General features: G+C 74.3%; 12 protein-coding genes and 1 other RNA gene. 10 read left to right on the top strand and 3 right to left on the bottom strand.

What is annotated here, in order from left to right:
* Positions 1-82: 82 nt before the first annotated feature.
* The 7 genes from glnE to ADEH_RS05380 all read left to right on the top strand — a co-directional run bounded on the left by glnE (position 83) and on the right by ADEH_RS05380 (position 10,080).
* Positions 83-3,127: a bifunctional [glutamate--ammonia ligase]-adenylyl-L-tyrosine phosphorylase/[glutamate--ammonia-ligase] adenylyltransferase gene (gene glnE / locus ADEH_RS05410; RefSeq protein WP_011420112.1), complete on the top strand. Its 3,045-nt coding sequence runs from the start codon at positions 83-85 to the stop codon at positions 3,125-3,127.
* 75 nt (positions 3,128-3,202) lie between these two features.
* Positions 3,203-4,648, top strand: a complete 1,446-nt coding sequence (locus tag ADEH_RS05405) for a patatin-like phospholipase family protein (RefSeq protein ID WP_011420111.1) — start codon at positions 3,203-3,205, stop codon at positions 4,646-4,648.
* A 102-nt stretch (positions 4,649-4,750) separates the two neighbouring features.
* Positions 4,751-5,665, top strand: a complete 915-nt coding sequence (locus tag ADEH_RS05400) for a branched-chain amino acid transaminase (RefSeq protein WP_011420110.1) — start codon at positions 4,751-4,753, stop codon at positions 5,663-5,665.
* Positions 5,666-6,017: 352 nt separating this feature from the next.
* Positions 6,018-6,749, top strand: coding sequence for a Fic family protein (locus tag ADEH_RS05395; RefSeq protein ID WP_232287434.1), 732 nt, complete (start codon positions 6,018-6,020; stop codon positions 6,747-6,749).
* 202 nt (positions 6,750-6,951) lie between these two features.
* Positions 6,952-7,779, top strand: coding sequence for a deoxyribonuclease IV (locus ADEH_RS05390; protein WP_011420108.1), 828 nt, complete (start codon positions 6,952-6,954; stop codon positions 7,777-7,779).
* Entirely contained in the window at positions 7,776-8,900 is a 1,125-nt protein-coding gene (locus ADEH_RS05385; protein WP_041453340.1) for a DHH family phosphoesterase, read from the top strand. Before ADEH_RS05390 ends, ADEH_RS05385 begins: the two co-directional genes overlap by 4 nt.
* Before the next feature lie 34 nt (positions 8,901-8,934).
* Positions 8,935-10,080 (top strand): cysteine desulfurase family protein, encoded by a 1,146-nt coding sequence (locus tag ADEH_RS05380; protein ID WP_011420106.1) that lies wholly within the window; start codon positions 8,935-8,937, stop codon positions 10,078-10,080.
* Positions 10,081-10,087: 7 nt separating this feature from the next.
* Here the strand turns inward: ADEH_RS05380 and ADEH_RS05375 are convergent, their stop codons facing one another.
* Positions 10,088-10,999, bottom strand: a complete 912-nt coding sequence (locus ADEH_RS05375; RefSeq protein WP_011420105.1) for a serine/threonine-protein kinase — start codon at positions 10,997-10,999, stop codon at positions 10,088-10,090.
* A gap of 297 nt (positions 11,000-11,296) precedes the next feature.
* On the opposite strand from ADEH_RS05375, the gene ssrS reads away from it, so the two are divergent.
* The 3 genes from ssrS (at position 11,297) to ADEH_RS05365 (ending at position 12,943) form a co-directional block, all read left to right on the top strand.
* Positions 11,297-11,487, top strand: a non-coding RNA gene (ssrS, locus tag ADEH_RS22720) — 6S RNA.
* A gap of 33 nt (positions 11,488-11,520) precedes the next feature.
* Positions 11,521-12,117, top strand: coding sequence for a 5-formyltetrahydrofolate cyclo-ligase (locus ADEH_RS05370; RefSeq protein WP_011420104.1), 597 nt, complete (start codon positions 11,521-11,523; stop codon positions 12,115-12,117).
* 34 nt (positions 12,118-12,151) lie between these two features.
* Positions 12,152-12,943: a TIGR00282 family metallophosphoesterase gene (locus ADEH_RS05365; RefSeq protein WP_011420103.1), complete on the top strand. Its 792-nt coding sequence runs from the start codon at positions 12,152-12,154 to the stop codon at positions 12,941-12,943.
* Positions 12,944-12,974: 31 nt separating this feature from the next.
* On the opposite strand, the gene tyrS is transcribed toward ADEH_RS05365, so the two are convergent.
* Positions 12,975-14,237, bottom strand: a complete 1,263-nt coding sequence (gene tyrS, locus ADEH_RS05360) for a tyrosine--tRNA ligase (protein ID WP_011420102.1) — start codon at positions 14,235-14,237, stop codon at positions 12,975-12,977.
* A 57-nt stretch (positions 14,238-14,294) separates the two neighbouring features.
* The gene (locus ADEH_RS05355) at positions 14,295-15,098 is read right to left on the bottom strand and encodes an SAM-dependent methyltransferase (RefSeq protein WP_011420101.1); all 804 of its coding nucleotides are present in this window, start codon (positions 15,096-15,098) and stop codon (positions 14,295-14,297) included.
* Positions 15,099-15,169 lie beyond the last annotated feature (71 nt).

Here is a 15,169-nt window from a genome sequence, read left to right as displayed (position 1 = left end):
AGCGCGGCGCGGGCGCGCCCGGCCAGCGCGGCGTGCGCATCCGGCGGGGTGCGCCCCGGCGCGGCGCTATGATGGCCGGCCGATGCCCACCTCGCACGCCATCCCCGGCCTGCCGCCCCTCGAGCCCCGCGCCCCGGAGTCCCCGGAGCGGCTCGCCCGCCTCGAGAAGAAGTTCCCCGGCCGGATCGCCGCGGTGCGCGAGGCCTGCGCCTACGCGCCGGATCCGGACCTGGCGCTCGCCGGCATCGAGCGGTACGTGGACGGCGCCGGCGCGCTGCCCGCCGAGCCGGACCTGCTGGAGGCGCTCGCGCTGCTCTGCGGCGGCTCGCGGCTGGTCTCCGCCCTGCTCGCGCGCGACCCGCGCCTGCTCCGCCGCGCCGCCCGCTCGCCGCACCTGCTCCGCCCGCGCACCGAGGCCGACCTGCGCCGGGTGCTCTCCCGCACCGCGCGCCGCCTCGATCCCGAGGACGTGGACGGCTTCCACCGCCTGCTCCGCCGGCTGCGCGCGCGCGAGGTGGTCCGCATCGCGCTCCGGGACCTGCGCCGGGCGAGGGTGAAGGAGATCACCGCCGAGCTGTCCGCGCTCGCCTGCGCCTGCGTGGACGCCGCCATCCGCTTCCACGACCGGCGCCTGCGCGCCCGGCACGGCGCGCCGGCCGGCCTCGCCGGGCGCGAGGCCGGCGCCGGGTTCTGCGCCGTCGCCATGGGCAAGCTCGGCGCGCGCGAGCTCAACTTCTCCTCCGACATCGACCTCATCTACGTCTACGGCCACGACGGCCAGACCGACGGGCCGAAGCCGCTCACGCACTTCGCGTACTACGCGAAGCTCGCCGAGCACGTCACCGAGGCCATCGCCAAGCCCACCGAGGACGGCTTCGTGTTCCGGGTGGACCTGAACCTCCGGCCGGACGGCCGGAGCGGCCCCATCGTGAACAGCATCCCGGCCGCCGAGTACTACTACCAGGCGTTCGGGCGGACCTGGGAGCGCAACGCGCTGGTGAAGGCGCGCCCCGGCGCCGGCGACCTCGCGGTGGGCGACGAGCTGGTCCGGCACCTCGAGCCGTTCGTGTGGCGACGCAGCCTGGACCTCGACGTGGTCGCGGAGATCCAGGCGATGAAGGCGCGCATCGACGCCCGCGCCGGCGCCGAGGGCAAGGACGACCTGAAGCTGGGCCGCGGCGGGATCCGCGAGGTGGAGTTCTTCGTCTCGGCGCTGCAGCTGCTGCACGGCGGCCGCGACGAGGGGCGGCCGCTCCGCGAGCGCGCGGTGCTGCCGGCGCTGGAGCGGCTCCTGTTCGCGGGCGTGGTCCCGGCGAAGGACCGCGACGAGCTGGCCGACGCGTACCTGTTCCTGCGCCGCGCCGAGCACCGCGTCCAGATGGTGGACGGCGCGCAGACCCAGCGCCTGCCGCCCCCCGGCGAGCGGACCGGCCTGGCCCGCGCCATGGGCTACGCCTCCGAGCAGGCGTTCGAGGCGGTGCTCTCGGAGCACCGCGAGCGCGTGGCCCGCCACTTCGCCGGCCTGCTCGGGACCGGCGCCGGCGCCGCCCCGCTCGACCCCGAGCTGGCGCTGCTGGCCGACGCCGACGTGCCCGCCGATCGTCGCGCCGCCATCGCGACCCGCCGCGGCCTGGCCGACCCGGATCGCGCCATCGCCGCCATCGACTCGATGGCGCGGCGGCGCACGCCGTTCTCGCAGCTCGGCGATCCCGCCGCGGCCGTGTCGCTCCTCGCCGACGCGCTCGGCACGCCCGACCCGGACCAGGCGCTCTCGCACCTCGCCGACTTCGCCGCCGCGCTCCGCAACCCCGCCCCGTACTTCAAGATGCTGGCCGAGCACCGCCGCATCGCGCGGCTGCTGCTCTCGCTGTTCGGCACCTCCGACTTCCTCTCCAAGCGCTTCCTGCGCCACCCCGAGCTCATCGACCTGCTGCTCCGCGAGGACCAGGTGGTGCTGGAGAAGACGCTCGACGAGCTGCGCGCGGAGGTGCGCGAGCGCCTCGCGGCGGTGGACCGCGCGCTGCCGCTCGACGACCTGCTGGAGCACGAGCTGGGCGAGCTGCGCCGCTACAAGAACGAGGAGGTGCTGCGCGTCGCCATCCACGACATCGCCGGCACCGTGGACCTGCCCAGCGTCGCGGGCCAGCTCTCGGACCTGGCGGAGTCGTGCCTGGAGGCGTGCCTCGCGCTGGCCGAGGACGAGGCGCGCGCCAAGGGCGTGCTGCCGCCCGGGCGGCTCTGCGTCATCGGGATGGGGAAGCTGGGCGGGCGCGAGCTCGGCTACCACTCCGACCTCGACCTCATCTTCCTGTACCCCGGCGGCGCCGAGCCCGGCTTCGAGCGCTACGCCCGCCTGGCGCAGCGCTTCATGTCGTTCCTGCAGATGCCGCTGCGCGAGGGGCGGCTGTACCAGATCGACACGCGCCTGCGCCCCTCCGGCAACCAGGGCGCGCTCGTGATCGGCGCCGAGGGCTTCGTGCGCTACCACACCGGCGAGGCGCTCCCCGGCGGCGAAGCGCGCGACGGGGCGGCCGGCGCGGTGCGCAGCCAGCTCTGGGAGCGCCAGGCGCTGCTCCGCGCCCGCTTCGTGGCCGGCGACCGCGCGCTGTTCGACGACGTGAGCGCGCGCGCCATCGTGCCGGCGGTGTACGGCCGGCGCGAGGACCCCGCCGCGCTCGCCGCCGAGATCCGGCGCATGCGGGAGCGGATGGAGTCGGAGCTGTCGCGGGAGGCGTCGCACGGCAAGAACCCGAAGACCGGGCGCGGCGGCCTGGTGGACGTGGAGTTCGCGGCGCAGTTCCTCCAGCTCGCGCACGGCCACGACCACCCCTCCATCCGCACCCCCTCGACGCCGGTCGCGCTGCGCGCGCTGCGCGCCGCGGGCCTGCTGCGCGAGGCCGAGCACGAGGCGCTCGCGCGCGGGTACGAGTTCCTGCGGCACGTGGAGCTGCGCCTGCGCATCGTGCACGACTTCACCATCGACCACCTGCCGGCGAGCGGGCCGCCGCTGCACCAGCTGGCGCGGCGGCTCGGCTACTACGGCGCCGAGCCGGGCGCGCGCTTCCTGGCCGAGTACGCGCGGGTGACCGCGGCGGTGCGCCAGGCGTTCGAGGACGTCGTCCGCTAGCCGGCGCTCGCGGCCCGCCCCCGACGGCCGGGTGCGCCGAGGTGGGGTACGGCGGCGTCGGGGCCGCGGCGTAGAATGCGCGCGCCCCCGATGCGCCCCGCGCCGCCCGAAGATCCGCTCGACCTCCACCACGAGGCCATCCGCCCGTTCGAGGAGGCCGAGGCCGCGCTGGTCCGCTCGGTGGTGAGCACGCCCGCGTGGCTGTCCGAGCGCGACGAGGCGGCGCTGCGCTACGCGCTCAACCTGGCGCGGGTCGGCCGGGTGCGCGCGCAGGACGGCGGCGAGGTGGACGTCGAGCCCGCGCTCGCGCCGTTCCGCGAGGACGTGCGCCCGCTCGTCTCGGCCCTGCTCGCGCCGGGCGGGCCCGACCGCGCCGCGGCGACCGGGATGGTGCCGAACCTGTCGCTGCGCGCCCGCGCGTTCCGGGCGCGGGCCGTGGCCGCGGCGGAGGGGCGGCTCGCGCCGGGCGCGCTCGACCGCGAGGTCTGCGAGAAGGCGCTGGTGCTGGTGTGCGGCGGCGGCGGCGGCGTGGCCTGGTCGTACCTGGGCGCGTTCGCGCTGCTGGAACAGTACGGCCTGGTGCCGCGCCTGCTCGCCGGCACGAGCATGGGCTCGGTGCTGCTCCTGTTCCGGGCGCGCCGCGCGCGCTGGAACCCGGAGGACGTGGACGAGGCGCTGAGCGGGCTCTCGTTCCGGACGCTGTTCCGCTTCCTCCAGACCGGGAACCGCTACGGCCTGCCGGCGGCGCTGCGCCTGTACCTGCGGGCCGCCATCGGCGAGTTCCTGAAGGGCCCCGACGGCCACCCGCTCACGCTCGGCCAGCTGGCGGTGCCGCTGGTGGTGGCGGTCACCGGGATCCGCAACGGCGCCCTCCCGCGCGACCCGGGCTACTACGAGCACCTGCTCGACCTCGACGCCCGCGCGCCGCGCCCCAGCGCGCTCACCCGCATGTTCTCCGACGTGCTCCAGGCGGTGGGCGAGCTCATCGTGCAGCGCGACCGGTTCGCCCGCATCTACCTGGGCGCCGACGCCGAGACCCACGCGTTCGACGCCATCGACGCGGTGGGCTTCTCCTCCGCCCTGCCCGGCGTCATCCACTACGACGTGCTGCGCGACGACGAGCGCATGCACCGCCTGCTCGGCGCCCTGCTCGAGAAGCACGACGTGTTCCGGCTGGTGGACGGCGGGCTGGTGGACAACCTCCCGGCGCGGGCGGCCTGGTCCACGGTGCAGCGCGGCGCCATCGGCACGCGGAACGCGTTCGTGCTGGCGCTGGAGGGGTTCGCGCCCAAGCTCTCCCAGCCGCTCTGGTTCGGCCTGGAGCAGCTCGCGGCGCAGAACGTGACGCGCAACCGGCCGTTCGCGCACCACCACCGCTCGTTCCAGAAGGTGCTCTCGCCGGTGGAGATCGTGCCGTCGCAGGAGGAGCTGCGGCACGCCATCCACACCGGCAAGGCCGAGCTGCACCCCGACATGCCGTTCGTCGCGCGCATGGTGCGGCCCTTCCCGCCGCTCGCCTGAGCGCGCGCCCGCGCCGCGCCCCGCGCGCACGGTGCGATTGAATCCCGCGGCCCGTTGGGGCATGTTCGTCGACCCACTCCCACCAACCTCGGAAGGGCCACGATGATCAAGGCGGACAGGATCTGGCTCGACGGCAAGCTCGTCGCCTTCGAGGACGCGAAGGTCCACGTCCTCACCCACGCGCTCCACTACGGCATCGGCGTGTTCGAGGGCATCCGCGCCTACGAGCAGGCCGGCGGGGGCTCGGCGGTGTTCCGCCTGCACGAGCACATCCAGCGCCTGTTCGACTCGGCGCGGATCATGCTCATGGAGATCCCGTTCTCCCCCGGCGACGTCGAGCGCGCCTGCGTCGAGGTGCTGAAGGCGAACCACCTGAAGGCCGGCTACATCCGCCCGCTCGCGTTCTTCGGCGCCGGCTCCATGGGCGTCGGCGCGCCGAACCCGGTGCAGGTGCTGGTCGCGGCCTGGCCCTGGGGCGCCTACCTCTCCGAGGAGGGCATGGCGAAGGGCATCCGCGCCAAGGTCTCGTCCATCGCCCGCCTCCACATCGGCGGGCAGATGGTGCGCGCCAAGGTGTCCGGGCAGTACGTGAACTCGTTCCTCGCCACCCGCGAGGCGGCGCTCGCCGGCTACGACGAGGCCATCCTGCTCGACGCCGACGGCTACGTGGCCGAGGGCTCGGGCGAGAACGTGTTCATCGTGAAGAACGGCGTGCTGCAGACGCCGCCGCTCTCCTCCCCGGTGCTGGACGGCATCACCCGCAACGCGGTGCTCCGCCTCGCCGGCGACCTGGGCATCCCGGTGAAGGAGGAGAAGTTCACCCGCGACACGGCCTACCTCGCCGACGAGCTGTTCCTCACCGGCACGGCCGCCGAGGTCACCCCGGTCCGCGAGCTCGACAACCGGCGCATCGGCAAGGGCGAGCCCGGGCCGGTGACGAAGCGGATCTCGGAGGCGTTCTTCAAGGCGGTCGGGGGCGCGGACCCGAAGCACCGCGAGTGGCTCACGCCCTATTAGGGATCTGCGCCGCCCGATCGGGCCCCAACAGGGGCCCCGCCGGCGAGCGACCGTACATCCGCCCGACACGAGGGCCGTTTTCCGGGTGCTTTCCCCCGGGGGACGGCCCTCGCGCGCGCCGGCGACGGAACAAACCTCCCCCCCAGCCGGTTCCATCCGCCGAAGGGCAATTCCGTTGACCTTTCGCGAACGATTCGGCTAGATTCCCCGGACTTTCCGTGGGGCCCACCAAGGAAATCGCCTGAGATGCCGAAGGGTTCGACCGGCTCCGTGCGCTGACGCCCCGGGCCGATCCCCCTCGCGCAGAGGAGCACCCAAGATGCGGACCCGATACGTCGACATCGACGATCGCATGGAGGATCTCGCAGACCGCCTCCGCGGCGATCCCGAGATCGTCCAGGACTTCCTCGCCCGGTACGAGCTGTCGTGGCTCTACCACGAGAACGCGCTCGAGGGCGTCGTGTACTCGAGCCAGGAACTCGCCACCGCGCTCGCGAACGCGCCGCTCGCGGACGTGACGTTCGTGAGCGCGCTCCAGGAGATCCGCAACCACAAGGTGGCGCTCGACCTGGTGCGCGAGGAGGCGGCGGCCAAGAAGCCGAAGCTCAACCTCACCACGGTGAAGAAGCTGTACGAGACGCTCGGCCACGGGATCGAGGGCCGGAGCGTCGCCGAGTACCGCAAGGACATGCCGCTCCACCGCGCGTACTTCCACGACATCGCGCAGCCGCCGAAGATCCAGCCCGCCCTGCAGAAGCTGCTCGAGGCCACGGAGGGCGCCGACTTCCGCAACGCGCACCCCATCCAGCAGGCCTGCAAGCTGCACCACGGCTTCATGCAGGTGTTCCCGTTCACCGAGAACTCCGGCCGCGTGGCGCGCCTGCTCGCGAACCTCGTCCTGCTGCACGCCGGCTACAAGCTGCCGGTCATCGTCCACGCGACCGACCGCCAGCGGTACTACGAGTCGCTGCGGCTGCCCGACACCATCCTGCGCGACCTGACCATGGAGGCGCTCGACAACGCGCTGACCCAGGCCGAGAAGTACTTCGCCGAGGCGCCGCGGGCCCGGAAGGCCGCCCGCTAGGCGATCACGCGACGCAGGTGTGCGCCCCGATCGGGTGACGCACATGGGCCTCTCCTGTGCGCCGGCACCCGGCGCACGGGGGGCTCCGAGCGCACGATCCGCGTGCAACCTGCCGACAGCACTGGATTTTGGGGCTCCCCCCGCCCGCGGCCGTCCGAGCATGGCGGGGCGGGGGCCGGCTATTGTATAGCTACGCCCCCCTATGCTCCTGGGTGCACATGAAGGCATCGCCGGTGGGGTCTCGACCGCGTTCGCGCGCGCCGAGGCCGACGGCGCCGACTGCCTGCAGATCTTCACCCGCAACGCGCGGGGCTGGGCGGCGAAGCCGCTCGAGCCCGACGAGGTGAAGCGGTTCCAGGGCGAGGCCCGCCGCACCCGCAAGCCGGTGGCGGCCCACTCCTCCTACCTCATCAACAGCGCCGCCGCCGACCGCGACCTCCGGAAGAAGAGCTGGGACGCGCTCGCCGACGAGCTGGACCGCTGCGAGCGGCTCGGCATCCCGGGGCTGATCTTCCACCCGGGGAGCCACGAGAACGCGGCCGAGGGCATCGCGCTCGTGGCGGAGGGGATGCAGCGCGCCATCGAGCAGGTCCCCGGCAAGGCGAAGCTCCTCGTCGAGACCACCGCCGGCCAGGGCTCCAGCCTGGGCTGGCGGTTCGAGGAGATCGCGGCCATCCGCCAGGCGATCCCCGGCGCGGCCCGCCGCCGCACCGGCGTCTGCGTGGACACCTGCCACCTGTTCGCGGCGGGCTACGACCTCACCACCGAGGAGGGATACCACCGCACCTTCGAGGAGCTCGACCGAGTGGTCGGCCTCTCGAACGTGCGCGCGTTCCACCTCAACGACTCGAAGAAGCCGCTCGGGTGCCGGGTGGACCGGCACGAGCACATCGGGCAGGGCGCCATGGGGCTGGGCCCCTTCCGCCGCCTGGTGAACGACCCCCGCTTCGCGGAGATCCCGGGGTTCGTGGAGACCGAGTCGCGATTCAAGGAGAACATCGAGGTCCTCCGCGGCCTCGTACGCCGATGAAGGTCCATCTTCCCATGCGCCAGCCGCCCGACGAGCCGCAGAAACCGCGGACCCGCCCGGAGGTCCGCGCCGCCCGGATGACGCTCTACCCGCGCGGTGGCGAGTCGCCCCGCGCCAAGCTCGATCGCCTCGTCCAGTACGCCCGCTCGCACGAGCGCGCGCTCATCCTCACGCACGACAACCCGGACCCGGACTCCATCGCCGCGGGCGTCGCGCTGGCCTACCTGCTCGAGAAGCTCGCCGGCGTCGAGGCCATCGTCGCGTACGGCGGCATCGTGGGGCGCGCCGAGAACCGCGCGCTCATCAAGGTCCTGAAGCTGCCGGTGGTCCCCATCGCCCGCGTGGTCTTCGACGACTACGACCTCATCTGCATGGTCGATACGCAGCCGGAGCAGGGGAACCACTCGCTCCCGGCCCGCCACTTCCCCGACGTGGTCATCGACCACCACCCGGAGCGGCCCGACTCGCACCTCGCGCCCATCGCGGACGTGGGCGGCCCCATCGGCGCCACCTCCACCGTGCTCGCGGAGTACTTCCGCGCGAGCGGCCTGAAGGTGCCCGCCGGCCTCGCCACCGCGCTGTTCTACGGGATCAAGGCCGACACCCGCGACCTGGGCCGGCAGACCACGCCCACCGACGTGGACGCGTACCTGTGGCTGTTCCCGATGACGGACAAGGACGCGCTGGGCGCCATCGAGCACCCGCTGCTGCCCGAGGACTACTTCCGCCTGTACCACACCGCCATCGAGCGGGCGCAGGTCTACGGCGAGGTGGTGATCTGCGACCTCGGCACGATCTACACGCCGGACATGGTCGCGGAGATCGCCGAGCGGTTCATGTACCTCGAGGACATGAAGTGGTCGCTCGCGTTCGCGCAGTACGAGGACGCGCTGTTCTTCTCGGTGCGCACCACCGACCGGCGCATGAACGCGGGGCGGCTCATCCGCGAGGTCATCGAGGCCCGCGGCGGCTCCGCCGGCGGCCACGGCACCATGGCGGGCGCCCGGCTGCCGGTGAAGGGGCTCGGCGCCGCGGCGAACCGCAAGCTGCGCGAGGAGGTCGTGAAGGACTTCCTCGACGCGTTCGGCGTGCGCGCGCGCAAGCCGAAGAAGCTCGTCTAGCCTGCCCTGCCCTGCCGGGCCGGCCGGAGCGCCGGTGATCTACCTCGACCACAACGCCATCACCCCCATGCGCCCCGAGGCGAAGGCCGCGGTGCGCGACGCGCTGGAGGTGTTCGGCAACCCGAGCTCCGTCCACGCGGCCGGCCGCGCCGCGCGCGACCTGCTCGACGGCGCCCGGGAGCGGGTGGCCCGCGCGGTGGGCGCGGCGCCGGCCGAGATCGTGTTCACCTCCGGCGCGACCGAGTCGGCCGCGCTCGCGATCCGCGGCGTGCTCGGGGCCGCGCCCGCCGGGCGGCGGCGGCTGGTGGTCACGGCGGTGGAGCACCCCTGCGTCCTCTCGCTCGCGCGCGCGCTCGAGCGGTCGGGCACGCCGCTCACGGTCGTCCCGGTGGATCGCCGCGGCCAGGTGGACCCGGAGGCGTTCCGGGCCGCGCTCGGGCCCGACGTGGCGCTCGCCTGCGCCATGCGCGCGAACAACGAGACCGGGGGGGTGCTGCCGGTGCCGGAGCTCGCCGCGGCGGCGCGCGACGCGGGCGCCCCGTTCTTCTGCGACGCGGTGCAGGCGGCCGGGAAGATCCCGCTCGACGTGCGCGCGCTCGGCGCGGACCTGGTGGCGCTCACCGGGCAGAAGTTCGGCGGGCCGCGCGGGGCCGGCGTGCTGTGGGTCGCGCCCGGGCTGCCGCTCGCGCCGGTGCTGGGCGGCGAGCAGGAGCGCGGCCGCCGCGCGGGCACCGAGAACCTGCCCGGCGTCGCGGGCCTGGCCGCCGCGCTGGAGGCGGCCGTCGCCGCGGTGGCCGAGGAGGGCCCGCGCCTCGCGGCGCTGCGCGACCGGCTCGAGGCCGGGCTCCTCGCCGCGGTGCCGCGCGCGCGGGTGAACGGCGCCGGCGCCCCGCGCCTGCCCGGCACGCTCTCGATCACGTTCGAGGGTTGCGACGCCGAGGCGCTGCTCATGGCCATGGACCTCGAGGGCGTGTGCGCGAGCGCCGGCTCCGCCTGCCACTCCGGCTCGACCAGGCCCTCCGGCGTGCTGCTCGCGCTCGGCCTCTCGGACGCGGACGCGCGCGCGACGCTGCGCCTCTCGCTCGGCTGGACCACCACCGCCGAGGACGTGGACGCGGCGCTCCGGATCGTGCCGCCGCTCGCGGCGCGCGTGCGCGGCGCCATCGCCGGCCCCGCGTAGCGCGCCGCTAGGCGGCCCCGAACAGCCCCCGCACCACCGCCGCGATCGCGAGCGGCGTGCCCACCGCCGGATCGTACAGGGCCGCGATCTCGGCCGCCGCCGCGGCCGCGCTGGCCGGGCGCCGCGCCGCATCGCGGGCCAGGCAGCGGAGCACGAGCGCGTCGAGCGCCGCCGGGACCTCGGGCCGCAGCGACGAGGGCGCGCGCGCCTCGCCCGCCAGGATGCGCCGCCCCACCTCGTTCACGTCGCGCCCCGGGAACGCGGGGCGGTCGGTCAGCAGCTCGAACAGCACCGCGCCCAGCGCGAACAGGTCGCACGCGGGCGTGGGGCGCTCGCCGCGCAGCTGCTCGGGCGAGAGGTACTGCACCTTGCCGAGCGCGCCCGGCCCCGGCGCGCCCGCCGCCCCCGGCGTGAGCGCCACGCCGAAGTCGCCGAGCTTGATCTCGCCGAGCCGGGAGACGAACACGTTCGAGGGCGAGACGTCGCAGTGCACGATGCCGAGCGGCGCGCCGGCCGCGTCCACGCCGGCGTGCGCGTGCGCGAGCGCCTCCGCCAGCACCTGGGCCGCGTACGCGGCGAAGTCCACCGGCAGCAGGATCCCGCGCTCCGCGCAGCGGGCCAGGATCTCCTTCAGGTTCCGCCCGTCCACGTACTCCATCACGATGACCGGCGCGCCCGAGGCCACGCCCGTCTCGAGCACCTCGACGATGCCCGGGTGCCGCAGCCGCCGCGTGACGGCCGCCTCCCGCTCGAACAGCGCCACGAAGCCGGGGTCGCGGGCCAGCTCGGGCCGGAGCCGCTTCAGCGCCACCGTCTGGCCGGCGAGCGGGCCCTCCAGCGCGACCGCCCGGAAGACCTCGGCCATGCCGCCGCGGCCGATGAGCCCCTGGATGCGGAAGCGGTCGAGCGCGGTCGCCATCGGGCCGCTGTTCTACAGCACGCGCGGGGCGGCGGGGCGACCGCGCGCACGGGACCCGGGCCGGGAGGCGGGCCCCGGCCCGTACGCACGGTGCGTGAACGGGGTGACCCCGTGGCGAATGCGCGCGCCCGCCGCGGCGGCGCCGGATCGGCCCGAGATCAGGCCGTTCCACCGCCGGGCGGCGCCCCCGCCTGGCCCTCCACACGGCTTGACAGCCCCGCCCTCCGAGCCTAGGATCATCACGTAAAACCCCGCATGGTTACGCGGAGTTAGCTCTTTGACCGCGCGCTTGAGCTGTACCCCCTGCCGGGCTCGTGATTGGCCTTGCGTCGTTTGGGCCGACTTTGTCCAAAGCGGAGTGCCCGCCCACGTCCATGAGCAAGCTCCCTGAAGCGAGGGAGAAGCCTACGGACGCTGGCGTACCGGGTGCCCCACCTGTAGAAATACAGGTTCAAACAACCGGGCCACACGGCCCACGCGGGGGGCTTTTTTTTGCCCAGTCGGAGGGGAGAACCGGCGCGGTGAGCGATCCCGCCATCCCCTCCGACCGCAAGCGCGCGCTGCGACGGTCGCTCATCGGCGCGCGCGCCCGCATCGGCCAGGACGAGCGCGCCGGGGCATCCCGCCAGATCCTGGCGCGCCTCGAGGCGCTCGACCTCGTCGCGGGCGCCCGCACGCTCGCGCTGTACGCGCCGCTCGGCGGCGAGGTGGACGTGCTCGCGCTCGCGGAGCGTGCGCGCCTCGCCGGCGGCCGCGCGGTGTTCCCGAAGGTCCGGGCCGGCGATCGCCGCCTCGCCTTCGCGCGCTGCACGCCGCTCGACCTCGTGCGCGGCCCCCTCGGCGCGCTCGAGCCCCCGGAGGACGCGCCGCTCGTCGAGCCCGGCGAGGTGGACTGCGTGGTGCTGCCCGGGGTGGCGTTCTCGAGGGACGGGCTGCGGCTCGGGCGCGGGGGCGGCTACTACGACGCGACGCTGGCAGCCATGCCGCGCGCGGCGCGCGTGGGGGTCGCCTTCGAGGTGCAGGTGGTGGACGCGCTCCCGCGCGAGCCGCACGACGCGGCGCTCGACGCGCTCGTGACCGAGGCCCGGACGCTCCGCTTCGAGCGAGAAAGCGGTTGACTGCGCGCGCTCCGCGCGCGAGGGATCCCCGACCTTGAAAGTCCTCTTCCTCGGAGACGTGTTCGGCAAGCCCGGCCGCCAGGCGATCCAGCGGATCGTCCCCCGCCTCATCGTGCGCGAGGCGATCGACCTCGTGGTGGCGAACGCCGAGAACTCGGCCGGGGGCGTCGGGGTGACCCCGGACTCGGCCGACGAGCTGCTCGCGGCCGAGGTGAACCTGCTCACCAGCGGCAACCACATCTGGTCGAAGCGCGAGATCGTCCCCTACCTCGACGCGCCCGGGTCGCGGCTCCTGCGCCCCGCCAACTACCCGCCCGGCTCGCCCGGTCGCGGCCGCGGCATCGCCTCCACCCCGGACGGCCGGCGCCTCGGCGTGGTGAACATCGAGGGGCGGGTGTTCATGAAGACGCTCGACGACCCGTTCCGCACGGCGCTCGCCGAGGTCGAGGCGCTCCGGGCCGACGGCGTCACGTGCATCCTGGTGGACATGCACTGCGAGGCCACCAGCGAGAAGAACGCCATGGGCTGGTTCCTCGACGGCAAGGTCTCGGCGGTGCTCGGCACGCACACCCACGTGCAGACCGCCGACGCGCGCGTGCTCCCCGGCGGCACCGCCTTCGTCACCGACGTCGGCATGTGCGGGCCGTGGGACTCCGTCATCGGCGTGAAGAAGGAGCTGGTGCTGGAGCGCTTCCTCACGCAGCGCCCGGTCGGCTTCGAGCCGGCGCGGCGCGAGGTCTACCTGCAGGGCGCGATCGTGGACCTCGACGACGCGACCGGCCGCGCGCGGTCGATCGCGCGGGTGCAGGAGAAGCTCGAGGAGTGAGCCGGCGGCGGCGCGCCGCGGGGCGGGACCGCTAGCGCACCTTCACGAGCGCGTAGTTGCGCTTCCCCTTCTGCAGCAGCGCGTAGCCGCCGGCGAGCAGCTCGCCCGCGGCCACCTTCGCGTCGCCGGACTCGAGCACCGCCCCGTTCAGCGAGAACCCGCGCCCCGCCACGCCGCGCCGGACCTCGCCCTTCGACGCGGCCAGGCCGACCTTCACGAGCAGGTCGGCGACCGTGAGCGCGGCCAGCTCGTCGCCGGTCACCGTCGCGGAGGGGATCTCGCCCGCCAGCACGTCGAGCACGTCCACGCCGGCGGCGCGCAGGTCGGTGCCGCCGAACAGGATGCGGCTCGCCTCGATGACGCTGCGGGTGACGTCCGGCCCGTGCACGCGGGCGGTGACGTCCTCGGCCAGCCTGCGCTGCGCCGGGCGCTTCCCCGGGTCGCGCGCCTGCTCGGCGAGCAGCGCGGCGATCTCGTCGAGCGACAGGAACGTGAAGAACTTCAGCAGCCGCTCCACGTCGCGGTCGTCGGTGTTGAGCCAGAACTGGAAGAACTTGTACGGCGAGGTCCGCGCCGGGTCGAGCCACACCGCGCCGCCCTCGGTCTTGCCGAACTTGGTGCCCGAGGCGGTGGTGAGCAGCGGGAACGTGAGCCCGTGGACGCTCGCGCCGTCCTTGCGCGAGACCAGCTCGGCGCCGGCGGTGATGTTGCCCCACTGGTCGCTGCCGCCCATCTGCAGCTCGCACCGCTCGGCGTGGAACAGGTGCCAGAAGTCGTAGGCCTGGATGAGCTGGTACGAGAACTCGGTGAACGAGATGCCGCTCTCCATGCGGCCCTTCACCGAGTCCTTCGCCAGCATGTAGTTCACGGTGAAGTGCTTGCCGACGTCGCGCAGGAACTCCATCAGGCCGATGGAGCGCAGCCAGTCGGCGTTGTTGCGCACCCGCGCCGCGTTCTGGCCCTCGAACGACACGAACCGCTCGAGCTGCGCGCGGATCGCGGCCACGTTCCGGTCGATCTCCTCCACCGAGAGCACCGGGCGCTCGGAGCGCTTGCCGCTCGGATCGCCGACCATGCCGGTGCCGCCGCCCACCACGATGATCGGCGTGCCGCCGCAGCGCTGCAGCCACGCGAGCGACATGACCGCGAGCAGGTGGCCAACGTGCAGCGAGTCGGCGGTGGGATCGAAGCCGACGTAGCCGGTGATGGGGCCCTGGGCGAGGCGGGCCTGGAGGCCCGGGGTCTGGTCGTGGACGAGGCTGCGCGGGACGAGGGCTTCGAGGAGGTTCTGCATGGCGCCGGGCAGACTAGCGGATCCCGGCCGAATTTTGGACGCCGAACCGCGCGCCGTTCACGCCCGCCTGGCCGGCTTCTTCGCGGCCCGCTTCCTCGCCGCGGGCCGCTTCGCGGCGGCGGGCTTCTTCGCGGGCGCCGGCTTCTGCCTCGCGGCGCGCGTCGCCGGCGCCGTGGCCTCCTCCGGCGCGGCAGCCTGCTCCGGCGGCGCGGGCGCCCTCGGCGCCTCCGCCTTCACCGCGGCCGGCGCGACCGCCGCAGCGCGCCCTCGGAAGCCGGTGCCGAGCACGTACACCTCGTAGCTCGACTCGCGCACCGCCTCCGGCCGGATCACGTGCATCGCCGCGAAGCGCCCCTGCAGCTCGCGCTTCAGCGCCGGGAAGTCGCCGCCCATGAACACCTTCGCGACGAACGCGCCGCCCGGCACGAGCACCTGCTCCGCGACCGACAGCGCCATCCGGACCAGCTCGAGCGAGCGCGCCTCGTCCGTCACCTTGATGCCGATGGTCTTCGGCGCCATGTCGCTCGTGACCAGGCGGAAGCGGCCGTCGTGCAGCAGGCGGATCTTGTCGAGCGCGTCCGGCGCGAGCAGGTCCACGATCGCGGTCCGCACCCACCGCTTGCCCAGGTTGCGGATGGGCTCGAGGTCCACGCCGACCGCGACGCCCTTCTCGCCCACCGCCTCGGCCAGGATCTGCAGGAACCCGCCCGGCGCCGCGCCCAGGTCGAGCACCGCGTCGCCCCGCCCGAGCAGGCGGTGGCGGTGCAGGATCTCCTCGATCTTGAAGGCCGAGCGGGCGCGCAGGCCCTGCTTCTTCGCCTTGCGGTAGTAGAAGTCCTTCGGGTCGTAGGGCTTGGCCATGTGTGGGCTGACGTCCGTTTGCCGGGGGTTCCGCCGCCCGGTATCCTGCGGCTCGCGCAGGGCAGTCAAGC

It is taken from the genome of Anaeromyxobacter dehalogenans 2CP-C, assembly GCF_000013385.1.
GTDB classification, from domain to species: Bacteria; Myxococcota; Myxococcia; order Myxococcales; family Anaeromyxobacteraceae; genus Anaeromyxobacter; species Anaeromyxobacter dehalogenans_B.
Note: the sequence above shows the minus strand (reverse complement) of the source record. Positions and strands in the feature narration are given on the sequence as shown.

Coding starts and splice junctions, on each gene's coding strand:
- glnE (WP_011420112.1), top strand. CDS start 83: ATGCCCACCTCGCACGCCATCCCCGGCCTGCCGCCCCTCGAGCCCCGC.
- ADEH_RS05405 (WP_011420111.1), top strand. CDS start 3,203: ATGCGCGCGCCCCCGATGCGCCCCGCGCCGCCCGAAGATCCGCTCGAC.
- ADEH_RS05400 (WP_011420110.1), top strand. CDS start 4,751: ATGATCAAGGCGGACAGGATCTGGCTCGACGGCAAGCTCGTCGCCTTC.
- ADEH_RS05395 (WP_232287434.1), top strand. CDS start 6,018: ATGGAGGATCTCGCAGACCGCCTCCGCGGCGATCCCGAGATCGTCCAG.
- ADEH_RS05390 (WP_011420108.1), top strand. CDS start 6,952: ATGCTCCTGGGTGCACATGAAGGCATCGCCGGTGGGGTCTCGACCGCG.
- ADEH_RS05385 (WP_041453340.1), top strand. CDS start 7,776: ATGAAGGTCCATCTTCCCATGCGCCAGCCGCCCGACGAGCCGCAGAAA.
- ADEH_RS05375 (WP_011420105.1), bottom strand. CDS start 10,999: ATGGCGACCGCGCTCGACCGCTTCCGCATCCAGGGGCTCATCGGCCGC.
- tyrS (WP_011420102.1), bottom strand. CDS start 14,237: ATGCAGAACCTCCTCGAAGCCCTCGTCCCGCGCAGCCTCGTCCACGAC.
- ADEH_RS05355 (WP_011420101.1), bottom strand. CDS start 15,098: ATGGCCAAGCCCTACGACCCGAAGGACTTCTACTACCGCAAGGCGAAG.